The organism is Desulfitobacterium elongatum, from assembly GCF_055378975.1.
The window spans coordinates 2,426,487-2,438,507 of record NZ_AP038772.1 but is presented as its reverse complement, the minus strand read 5'-3'; the positions used below and the strand labels follow the sequence as shown (position 1 = coordinate 2,438,507).

At 42.5% G+C, this 12,021-nt stretch carries 8 protein-coding genes; all 8 read left to right on the top strand.

Annotated elements, in window-relative coordinates:
• The first annotated feature begins 254 nt into the window (after positions 1-254).
• The 8 genes from ACZ42W_RS11445 (at position 255) to ACZ42W_RS11410 (ending at position 11,747) form a co-directional block, all read left to right on the top strand.
• A complete protein-coding gene (locus ACZ42W_RS11445) occupies positions 255-1,193 on the top strand; it encodes a DMT family transporter (RefSeq protein ID WP_464165493.1) in 939 nt (312 codons plus the stop codon).
• A 319-nt stretch (positions 1,194-1,512) separates the two neighbouring features.
• A complete protein-coding gene (locus ACZ42W_RS11440; protein ID WP_464165492.1) occupies positions 1,513-2,418 on the top strand; it encodes a GNAT family N-acetyltransferase in 906 nt (301 codons plus the stop codon).
• A gap of 96 nt (positions 2,419-2,514) precedes the next feature.
• Positions 2,515-3,909 carry a D-serine ammonia-lyase gene (dsdA, locus tag ACZ42W_RS11435; RefSeq protein ID WP_464165491.1) on the top strand — a complete coding sequence of 465 codons (1,395 nt, stop codon included), beginning with the start codon at positions 2,515-2,517 and terminating at the stop codon, positions 3,907-3,909.
• Between the two features lie 81 nt (positions 3,910-3,990).
• On the top strand, positions 3,991-5,727 hold the full coding sequence (locus tag ACZ42W_RS11430; protein ID WP_464165490.1) for a LytS/YhcK type 5TM receptor domain-containing protein: 1,737 nt from the start codon (positions 3,991-3,993) through the stop codon (positions 5,725-5,727).
• 17 nt (positions 5,728-5,744) lie between these two features.
• The gene (locus ACZ42W_RS11425) at positions 5,745-6,752 is read left to right on the top strand and encodes a lipoate--protein ligase (protein ID WP_464165489.1); all 1,008 of its coding nucleotides are present in this window, start codon (positions 5,745-5,747) and stop codon (positions 6,750-6,752) included.
• A 126-nt stretch (positions 6,753-6,878) separates the two neighbouring features.
• A complete protein-coding gene (gene glpK, locus ACZ42W_RS11420) occupies positions 6,879-8,390 on the top strand; it encodes a glycerol kinase GlpK (protein WP_464165488.1) in 1,512 nt (503 codons plus the stop codon).
• An 80-nt stretch (positions 8,391-8,470) separates the two neighbouring features.
• Positions 8,471-9,340, top strand: a complete 870-nt coding sequence (locus ACZ42W_RS11415) for an aldo/keto reductase (protein WP_464165487.1) — start codon at positions 8,471-8,473, stop codon at positions 9,338-9,340.
• 292 nt (positions 9,341-9,632) lie between these two features.
• Positions 9,633-11,747, top strand: coding sequence for a sigma 54-interacting transcriptional regulator (locus ACZ42W_RS11410; RefSeq protein ID WP_464165486.1), 2,115 nt, complete (start codon positions 9,633-9,635; stop codon positions 11,745-11,747).
• Positions 11,748-12,021: the final 274 nt, after the last annotated feature.

Sequence of the window (12,021 nt, the reverse complement as noted above, 5' to 3'; positions counted from 1 at the left end):
TATGTAATTCAACAAAGGATGCAAAATAGATCCGATTTGTCCTACGGGATACTTCGGATCCTTTTCTTTGTGTCGAATCATGCATAAGTATTTAGAAACTAGTGGATATGGAGTAGGAAAAAGTAAATTAAAACAAATGCAAATGAGTTTTTCAAAATTAAAGGTTTTAAGTCCTCGATAAAGAAATAATAATTTAAATAATATGTTCTTACTCCTACAAGAAATTGGAATATTATAAATAGGATGGAAAACGTTTGAAGGCAATTGTACTTGGAATTTTAGCATCATTCTTTTTTGCAGTAACTTTTGTTTTAAATCGAGCTATGGATCTATCCGGTGGAAGTTGGATCTGGAGTGCAGTGCTAAGATATGTCTTTATGGTGCCGCCTCTACTTATATTGGTTATGGTGAGAGGGAATTTAAGGCCTCTTTTATTAGATATGCGTAAAAGACCTTCGATCTGGCTGGGATGGAGTACCGTGGGTTTTGGTCTTTTCTATGCGCCACTTTGTTTTGCAGCAGCTTATGGACCAGCCTGGTTGGTTGCAAGCCTGTGGCAGATTACGATCGTGGCAGGCTCACTCCTTGCTCCGTTTTTTCACACCGCGATTCAAAATGGAACTGGACTAGAAAAAGTCCGATCATCAATACCTTTTAAAGGCTTAGCCATTTCTATGATTATTTTAATGGGAATTGCTTTAATTCAACTACAGCAGGCCCAAGTTCTTACGGCCAAAGAAGTATTATTCGGGATAATGCCTGTTTTAGTTGCTGCATTTGCTTACCCATTAGGTAATCGCAAAATGATGGTTGCGTGTGAGCAACGGTTCGATACCTATCAACGTGTCCTCGGAATGACCCTCGCTAGCCTCCCTTTTTGGTTTGTATTATCGATTCTTGGGGTAGCTGAAGTCGGGCTTCCAAGCGAGAATCAGACGATGCAAGCTGTAATCGTCGCCCTTTCCTCCGGTGTTATAGCAACGATACTCTTTTTCTCGGCAACAGATATGACGAAGGGTAATGTTCATAAGCTTGCTGCTGTGGAAGCAACACAGTCTGGTGAAGTTATTTTTGCACTTTTAGGAGAATTGGTAATCCTTCAAGGTCCGTACCCTGCACCTTGGTCAATCGTTGGAATTCTTCTTGTTATTCTCGGTATGACTTTACATAGTTTCTTTGGGCAAGGAGAGTAAAAGTATTCTTCGTAGACTAAAGAAATCGAAGTTTAATTTCCTTTACAACCTGATTATGAATTGGGGGTAGGGAATCCTTTATTCGTTTTAAACAAAGATAGGAGCTTATTTTGGATAATATGATTATAGTCTCCCTAAGCGAGGAACAACTTGAAGAAACTGCTGCCTTCATCTCCTCGTGTCAGAACCTTGAAAGAGCTTTGTTGCTTGGCTGGGTTGTTTTGTTGAGAAAAATACAATCCTTGCTCTTCAGAGAAATTTAGATCAATATCCGCTGGGGAAGTAGGAGCTGGGTATCGTCAGGAGGGAAAGAAAGGCCATGGGAGACCTAATAAATCCTCATTTAAAATTAAAAGAAAAATTAGATCAAAAGGACTATACCGATATCAATAATCTTCAAAAGCTTTGTTCAGAACTGAATCAATCCACATTAAAGTTAGAGCTCGATTACAAATTACGTAGGTCAGAGGCACTAAACGGAAGCATAAATAACATTAATGAATTTATGTATTATGATGAGGATAATCTTATTGGTTATATCGGTATATGCCATTTTGGTGGAGATGCCATAGAAGTTAATGGTATGGTACATCCTGAGTATAGAAGGAGGGGTGTATTTAAAACGTTATTCTCTTTCGTTAAAGATGAATGGGGCAAAAGAGAATCACAAAAAATGCTTTTACTTTGTGATAACAATTCTCTCTCTGGACTTGAATTTATCAAGCGTAACTGTGCAGCTAACCATGATCACTCAGAATATGAGATGTTTTTGAGTTGCAATCCAAAGGAAGATTTAAACTTGAATAATGTAGTTTTGAGAAAAGCGACCAATCAAGATGCGAAAGAAATCGCAATGCAAAACGCAGTTTATTTTGAGATTGAGTTCAAAGAAGAGGATCTTATTAAGCCTGAGGAAGAAGAACAGAGTGGGACAAGTATCTACTTAGCAGAGATTGATCACACAGTAATAGGGAAAGTTCATTTGGAATTTGGTGATGAAGTAGGAGGTATTTATGGTTTAGGAGTCCTTCCAGAGTATCGTAAAAAGGGTTATGGAAGAGAGATTCTCGGTAGGGCGATAGAAAAGCTAAAAGAAAGAGACTTAAAAGACATCATGCTTCAAGTAGAAGTTAAGAATAAAAGTGCTTTGAATCTATATAGCTCATGTGGCTTTGAGGTAACATCGACTATGGATTATTTTGAAGTGAGTAAAGGAGATTTATAGAGGCGTTTTAATGCACAGAGCGATATGTTTTGCTATTAAGGTATTACCCTTTAAAGTTTCCATTTTACAAAACCGGTATGAGGAGGCAAAATTCACTTGGACACTTCTTTTATCAAGGGCAAGTCGATTAAAGAATGGACTTTAGAATACCCTGTACTCAAGGATTTAATCTCTGCTAAAGAGGTATTCTGGATCAACCCAAAATGCAATACAAAATCTCTATCTCAAGCTCCATCCGGGGCAGATTACTCTAGATCTTCGAATACGCCACAAAACTCATCTCCAATAGCAGAAGAAGAGATTTATGAGGCAGAAGAAAGACTTCTCCGCTTTGCACCTTATATCGCCCAGGCGTTTCCAGAAACTCACCCAGCTAGGGGACTTATTGAGTCGTCTCTTATCCCTATTTTAAACATGCAGAGATATCTTGAAAAACGCTATGACGTTGTTATACCCGGACGAATATGGCTCAAATGCGATAGCCATCTCCCGATATCTGGTTCAATTAAGGCTCGAGGTGGTATCTATGAAGTTCTCAAACTTGCGGAAGCCCTCGTTCTTTCGAACGGTATGCTCACCCTTAGCGACGATTATTCCATCCTAAATACTCCGAGGTTCAAAGAATTCTTCTCCCACTACTCGATAGCTGTGGGGTCTACAGGAAATCTCGGCCTAAGTATCGGCGTGATTGGAGCGAAGCTTGGCTTCCAGGTCACGGTACACATGTCCTCGGATGCGAAGGCTTGGAAAAAGGAACTCCTACGTTCAAAGGGCGTTCGGGTCATCGAATACGCTTCAGATTACAGCAAAGCAGTGGAAGAAGGGAGAAAGCAAGCAAAAAAAGACCCCAACTGTCATTTTGTGGATGATGAGAATTCCCGTGACTTATTTTTGGGCTATGCGGTGTCTGCCTTGCGCTTAAAGCGTCAGCTGGATGAGCTAGATATTAGGGTTGATTCCGAACATCCGCTCTTGGTATACCTTCCCTGCGGTGTAGGCGGTGGGCCGGGAGGAGTAACTTATGGTTTGAAGCAAGTTTTCGGTGAAAGTGTCCATTGTTTCTTCTCTGAACCAACTCATTCTCCCTGTATGCTTTTAGGACTTGCAACTGGACTCCATGATCAGATTGCAGTTCAAGATATAGGGCTTGATAACAAGACCGAAGCCGATGGGTTAGCCGTAGGCAGGCCCTCCAGCTTTGTAGGAAAGGCGATTGAAAGCTTACTCAGTGGAGTTTATACTATTAATGATGAAGAACTCTTCAGCTTGCTTATGGCCCTAAATGAAACTGAGAACCTTAAATTAGAGCCTTCCGCACTTGCTGGTATACCTGGAGTGGCAAGACTTTTACGAGCCGAAACAGGACAGAGGTATCTAAAGCGATTCGATTTAGAGAACAAAATGAATAAAGCCACCCATGTTGTTTGGGCGACTGGTGGGAGTTTAGTCCCAAGTGATGTAATGAACCAATATTTGAACCGTACACATTGATCTTTCGATAATCGGGCAAGCTTGAATCAGTCAAAAATCACTTGCTTATCTTCATATCCAAAGTAAAGGAGTTTCCTAACTGTGCAACTTCTATTTCTAATGATAGAACATATCGGATTGATTGTTGCCATCGCGTTCCTAGTCACGCGCCTAACCACGTTCCGCAATCTCATCGATCATAAGCTCGATTTTGGGACAATTATCAAACTCTCAATCGTCTTTGGGTTATTTGGAATCGTGGGCACTTATACGGGGATTTCGATTCGCCCTAGTACTCATTCGTTTCTTTGGGCTCCCCGTGTTGACCAAATGGGTTTTGAGGAGGCCCTTGCAAATTCGCGTGTCGTCGGAGTGGCGATAGGCGGACTTTTAGGAGGTCCTTGGGTTGGCCTTGGGGCTGGCCTCATCGCGGGCATTCACCGAGCTTTACTGGGTGGTTTCACAGGTTTGGCCTGTGGAATTTCCACGGTAACTGAAGGGTTAATTGCTGGACTTGTATATTACAAGCTTGGAAGTCGCAGAATTGTCTCAACTTCTAAAGCGCTTCTTACTGGAGTGATCGCCGAGACGGCACAGATGTTGATTATCCTTATTGTTGCACGACCTTGGGAAAGTGCAGTGGCTTTAGTACAGGTCATTGCCCTTCCCATGATTTTCGCTAACAGTATCGGTATTGCCATTTTTATTGCAATCATTCGCTCTGTCATACACGAAGAGGATCGCATCGAAGCGAATCAAGCCCAAAAAGTTCTTCATATTGCAGATCAAATGCTTGCTCACCTCGGTCAAGGGATCACAGAAGAATCAGCAACAGCGATTTCCAAACTTCTATTAAAGACAACGAATGTGTCCGCAGTCTCTATCACGGATCATGAAAAAATTCTCTCTCATGTCGGGATAGGGGATGATCATCACCTACCTGGCCACACCGTATTAACTGAAGCAACAAAGAGGGTTCTTAATACTGGTGAGATGTATATACCAAAATCGCTCGATGAAATTCATTGTCCGCAAAAAGGATGTCCTCTCGCAGTTGCAATTATCATCCCTTTAAAGAAATCGGATGAAGTCATAGGGGTGCTTAAATTCTACTTTACTAACCCGAAGCAGATTAAACCCGTCGATATTGAGGTGGCTCAAGGCCTTGCCAAACTTCTCTCACATCAGCTTGAAGTCGTCGCGGCACAAAACCAGGCCCAGCTCATTCGTGAAGCGGAAATCAAAGCCTTACAGGCACAGATTAATCCTCACTTTCTGTTTAACTCTTTGAATACGATTGTTTCTCTCATTCGAACAAAGCCTGACATGGCTCGGAAGCTTCTTATACAACTAGGGTATTTTTTCAGACAGAACCTTAATTCATCTCTTCATGAGTTTGTTACACTGAAGCAGGAACTCGACCATACCCATGCCTATCTGGACATAGAGCAGGCTCGCTTCACTGAGGACTTAAGCGCAAAAATTGATGTCAATCCTCAGCTCGAACATGTTCTCTTGCCCCCGCTTACCCTCCAACCTCTTGTTGAAAATGGGATAAGGCACGGCCTAAAAGGGTTAGAAAAGACCGGGGAGATCTTCATACGCGTCACTGAAGAAGAGGGATATGCCGTTATTTCAGTGAAAGATAACGGCAATGGAATCTCTCCTGAACGAATTTCAGAGTTACTTCACAGTCGAGCCGAATCTCAAGAAGGGACAGGACTTGCCCTGTATAATGTCAATCAACGACTTACCTATCATTTTGGCGAGGAATCTCGCCTTCATATCGATAGTGAATTAAAGATGGGGACGTGTGTCTGGTTTAAAGTCCCTGTTTAAGAAAGAGGATGTTAACCATGATCAATCAATCTGTTAAAAGCAAAATCGTGCTTTCGGACTCTTATGATCCGTGGCATAACCTTGCTTTGGAAGAGTCTCTTTTACGAAATGTGGAGGAAAATCAAGTCATTCTCTATCTTTGGCAAAATCAAAATACTGTTGTTATCGGTAGAAACCAAAACGCATGGAAGGAATGCCGTTGTACTAAGCTTGAAAGTGATGGGGGAAAGCTCGCCCGCAGACTTTCTGGTGGGGGAGCAGTATTTCACGACTTAGGGAATCTTAATTTTACGTTTATTATGGATCGCTCCCTCTATGACCTTCATAAACAACTCCAAGTCATTCTCCAAGCGACTAAGAGGCTTGGGATTCAGGCTGAATTTAGCGGACGTAATGATTTAACAGTGGACGGGAAGAAGTTTTCCGGAAATGCCTTTTACTTCGAAGAGAATAAAGCCTATCACCACGGTACGGTACTCATCGATGTCGATGCTAATAAAGTCGCCTCATATCTTCAAGTCTCTAAGGAAAAGATGGTTGCCAAAGGAGTCGATTCAGTTCAGTCCCGAATCACCAATCTTTGCAATTACTTGCCCGCACTGACGATTGAGAAGATGAAGGAAACCCTGAAACTAAGCTTTCAAGAACTTTATGGGGAATGCCCAGAACCCATTCTTATCAAGAATACTGACCATGACTTGAAAGAACTCTATACTAAGTATTCTTCCTGGGATTGGCTCTATGGGAAGACTCCTCAATTCGATGTCATCTTTGAAACTCGCTTCCCTTGGGGGGGCATTGACCTTGGCCTGACTCTTCGCAATGGTCGAATCACTGAGTCAAAGATTTATTCTGATGCAATGAATGCAAATCTTATCGAGCACATCGGTTCGTCTCTCGTCGACCTCCCCTTAAAGAGTGAAAGCATACTCCAAGCACTGGATACCGTAAAGGGTGCAGAAGAGGATATGCAAGTGATTCAGGAAATGAAACATTGGCTCAAAACAAAAATTGAGGAGCTTTAATACTGAAGAAAATCTTTAAATCTATACCCTACACATTTATATTTTTGAAACAGATTTACAAGAAATAAGCCTCTTTTGCGAGGACTTACTTTATTCTTCTGTAACTTTCGGAGGGGAAGATTACACATGAACAAAAAATACATCCTCGCTCTCGATCAAGGCACAACAAGCTGTCGCGCTATCCTCTTCGACCGTGACAGTCACATTATCGGCATCGCCCAAAAGGAATTTTCTCAGTATTATCCGCAACCAGGATGGGTAGAGCACGATGCTGAGGAAATCTGGAGCACACAATACGGGGTGATCGCGGAACTTCTTGCCCGATCACAAATATATCCAGAAGAAATTGCAGGCATCGGAATTACGAATCAGCGGGAAACGTCGGTCGTTTGGGATAGACATACGGGCAAGCCCATTCATCCAGCCATTGTCTGGCAATGTCGGAGAACGACTGAGACTTGTGATGACTTAAAAGCTCGAGGTCTGGAACCTATGTTCAGAAAAAAGACAGGTCTTGTGGTAGATGCTTATTTTTCTGGAACGAAAATTAAGTGGATCCTCAATCATGTGCAGGGCGCTCGTGAAAGGGCAGAACGAGGAGAACTTCTCTTTGGAACCATGGATACCTGGCTCGTCTGGAAACTTACGCAAGGCCAAGTGCATGTCACTGATTATTCCAATGCCTCGCGAACGTTGCTTTATAACATTCGGGAGCTTAAGTGGGATGAAGAGCTTCTACAGGAACTTCAAGTGCCCGCCTCTATGCTCCCAGAAGTTAAGCCTTCAAGTCATATCTACGGAAATACAGCACCTGGGGGATTTTTCGGACATGCAATTCCAATCGCTGGAATTGCTGGAGATCAACAAGCGGCTCTTTTTGGGCAAACGTGTTTCGAACCAGGCATGGCGAAAAATACGTATGGGACCGGTTGCTTCATGTTGATGAACACTGGAAACCAAATAATTGAGTCTCAGAGTGGTCTTTTGACAACGATTGCTTGGGGAATTGACGGTCAAGTTTCCTATGCGCTTGAAGGAAGTATTTTCGTTGCTGGAGCGGTTATCCAATGGATTCGTGATGAACTAAAACTCATCGAAACCGCATCCGATTCAGAGTACTTTGCTTCCAAAGTCCCTGATAATGGGGGAGTGTATGTCGTGCCTGCTTTTACTGGATTAGGGGCCCCTCACTGGGATATGCGAGCCCGAGGTGCCATCTTCGGTCTCACACGCGGAAGTGGAAAAAATCACATCATAAGAGCAGCCCTTGAATCGATGGCTTATCAGACGAAGGACGTCCTAACTGCAATGGAAGCGGATTCAGGAATTATTTTAAAGCTTCTAAAAGTCGATGGGGGTGCTGTTGCCAACAATCTCCTGATGCAATTCCAAGCGGATATTCTAGGAGTTCAAGTCGAACGCCCCAAATGCATCGAGACGACTGCTCTTGGTGCCGCTTACCTGGCTGGGCTAGCTACGGGCTTCTGGCCGGATACAGAAGAACTCATTCAAAGGTACCAAATTGATGACCAGTTTAAACCTCAGATGCCCAACGACAAACGTAAGAGGTTTTATTTAGGGTGGCAGAAAGCCGTTTCTCGCGTTAAAGACTGGAAACGAGAAGAAAGTGACATCTAAACCTTTGGAACGACAGTTCAATAAATAGAGATAGAATTATGGCACATAGGAACTGAGGGAAAAGTGAGGGAGTTTTAAAGATGAAAGTAGGATGTAGTAAACACAACATTAGTCTACCTGATGGTTCATTGATGCCAAAGCTGGGACAGGGCACTTGGTATATGGGTGAACAGCAGAATCAATGGAAACAGGAAGTTGAGGCAATTCGACTTGGCTTGGAAATGGGTATGTCGTTAATCGATACAGCGGAAATGTACGGCGATGGACGGTCAGAGGAATTGGTGGGAGAGGCGATTAGCAGATATGAAAGAACGAATGTGTTTCTTGTATCGAAGGTATACCCGCATAACGCAGGGCGTAAGAATATCTTTGATTCCTGCAATGCTTCTTTGAAACGATTGGGTGTGGAGTATCTTGATGGATATCTGCTTCATTGGAGAGGGAACATTCCACTCTCTGAAACAGTAGAATGTATGAATGAGCTTGTTACTCGTGGAAAAATTAGAAATTGGGGCGTATCCAATTTTGACACCCAGGATATGAGGGAACTTTGGAACATAAAGCACGGGAACAAATGTGCTTTCAATCAGGTGTTGTATCATTTGAATTCTCGAGGTGCTGAATACGACCTGCTGCCTTGGCTAAAAGATCATCATATCCCGATGATGGCCTACTGCCCTATGGCTCACAACCAAAACATGAGAAAAGACCTGGTAGAAAATAAGTTAATTAAAGCCATCTCTCAAAAGTATGACATAACACCGGAACAATTGCTTTTGTATTTTGTGTTGAAGCAGGAAAATGTCGTTGCGATTCCGAAGGCGGGAACAATCGACCATGTAAATGAAAACTCTTTGGTGGCAGAACTCAAGATTACAGACGATGATTTAGAAAAGCTGTCGAATGAATTCCCAGCACCAACGAGAAAAACTTTCTTGGATATGCTATAAAGGTTATCTAAAATCTAAGACGATATGGTATTAAGAGCTCCAACTGGAGCTCTTAATTATTCCTGTATACTAAATCCGAGAAAATACTTATCCTTACAGGCAGGGAAAAAGGGAAGTTAGAGTGAATTACATTTAAATATCCAAACTTTCAGAATTATGATATAATAAATTACTTTTTTAATAAAACAGAATTCGAGTGCATTATGTTCAGCTGACAGTATCCAGTAGAATTTTGCGTGGCTGCATTTGCTTAGCAAGACCAGAAGGAGATTGAAACTAAAGGGGGGATAAGGTGGAACAATTTATATCACTTGGACTCTCTTTGCTAGAATGTCATGAATGTATAGCACCTACTCCCTCGATCAACGAAGAAACCCCTCTGAAGGAGGCCCTCCAATTTATTTTATCGCATCAGATTTCGAGTGTGGCAGTTGTTAATGACGAGGGCTGTTTACGTGGGGTCCTTGAAAGCTTAGATATTCTAGATTGTCTTGCGAGTCAAGTTTTTAATCCTTTAGCTCCAGTCAAGTCCTTGATCCGCCAGCCAGAACGTATTGTTTACGAAGAAGATGGCCTCATTCAGAATATCGATCATATTATAAATCGAGGATGGGCTTCGGCTTTTGTCACTAACCGAGAAGACCATCTCCAAGGTGAACTTCGCTTAGCCCATATCACGAAGGCTACACGAGAAATGCTTCGGGATCTTGATTACTTTATCAGTCGAATCATCGGGTCTGTTCATAATGGGATTCTCGCCATTGATTCTCAAGGTCGAATCGTCTTTTATAACCCATCGGCTGAAAAGACGTTAAGCTTCCAAGAAAAAGAAGTCATGGGGCAGCATATCAAGAAATTCTTCCCCGACTCACTAACTTATCAAGCATTAGAAACTGGACAGGAACTCCGGGGAATTCGTGTGCAATTTGGGGACGTCAACACTTACGCGGATTTCTTGCCCATAATGTTTGGGGAGGAGAAGCTCCTCGGAGCGGTAGCCATTTTAAAAGATGTAACAGAACTGGATGCTGTGACCCATCGTTTAAGTACGAATGAAAAGCTGATGGCTACACTCGAAGCAGTCGTTGAGAACTCGTATGAGGGAATGGTTGTCATCGATGATCATGAACGTATTATCCTTATGAATCAGTTCTTTTTGGATGTGATGGGACTCAAGTCTCAGGACGTCATAGGCAAACATATCCAGGAGATTAGCCCGGATTCTAAACTCCCGCAGACTCTAAAAACAGGTCTGGCCCAATTTGGGGAAGCCTGGCATGTGGGTGGTCGGGATTTTATCATCATGCGCGTTCCGATCGAACGGGATGGAAAGGTCGTTGGCGCAATTGGAAAAACCCTTTTTAAGAACATGGAGATCGCTAAGATGTTTGCCAAGAAAGTCATGCGTTTAGAAGAAAACCTCGCTTATTATAAGGAAGAATTGGGTAAATTTCACTCGCCTCGATTTGCTTTTGACGATATCATTGGAGAAAGCCCGATCATGAAAAAGGCAAAGTCTTTAGCCAATCGTGCTGCACAAACGACATCCACCATTTTGGTTCTGGGAGAAAGCGGCACGGGTAAAGAGGTTTTTGCACATGCCATTCATGAATCGAGTATACGGAATAAAGGACCTTGTATTAAAGTCAATTGTGCTGCACTTCCAGAAAACCTTCTCGAATCGGAACTTTTCGGATATGCGGAAGGAGCTTTTACTGGCGCGCGTAAAGGTGGAAAACCTGGTAAATTTGAACTCGCTGACAAAGGGACAATTTTTCTCGATGAGATTGGCGACATGACCCTAGCCATGCAAGCCAAACTTTTACGTGTCCTTCAAGAGCGAGAAGTGGAGCGCCTCGGTGGAACTGAGCCGATCAAGATTGATGTGCGAATCATTGCTGCTACGCACAGAGATTTACACCAAATGGTGATGGAACACAAGTTTCGCCTGGATCTCTATTACCGTCTAAATGTACTCACGATAGAACTGCCACCTCTCAGGGAACGTAGAGAGGATATAGGCCCGATTTCAAAAGCGCTTATTCGAAAAATTAATAATCGATTAGCTACATTAATCCATGGTTTGACTCCCGAGAGTCTCTCAGCTTTATGCGCATATGACTGGCCAGGAAATATTCGAGAACTGGAAAACATTCTAGAACGAGCTATGGTCTCATGTGACGAGACTTGGATTCAACCAAAGCATCTCTCCCTACCTGGAATTCAAGAGGCCTCTCTTCATCTCGTTGATAAAACATTAGAACTCGCTTTAGCGGAGGCAGAGCGGGACATTATTCGAGGGGCATTGAGGAGTGTCCAAGGAAACAAAGTTCATGCATCACGAATCCTCGGAATTCATCGTTCTGTTCTTTATAAAAAAATGGCCAAACTTAATATCGTGGAATAGACAGTGTCTCTAAATCGAGACACTGTCTATTTTTTGCGACAATGATGATATTAAGCAGATTTCGACATATTAACTCTGTTTAACCAGATGCACTGTATCAAATAACGGACACAAACACATAAAGCTCACAATCACAATATATGTGCAAATTTTCTTATATTTCATAATAGTCTAGGATTTTAATTTTATTGATAGTATCTGAATTAGGTTCTCCTTATGTCTTCTTTAATCATGGTTCGTTGCTTGATTCTCGAGACCCGCTTATAGAGTCGCT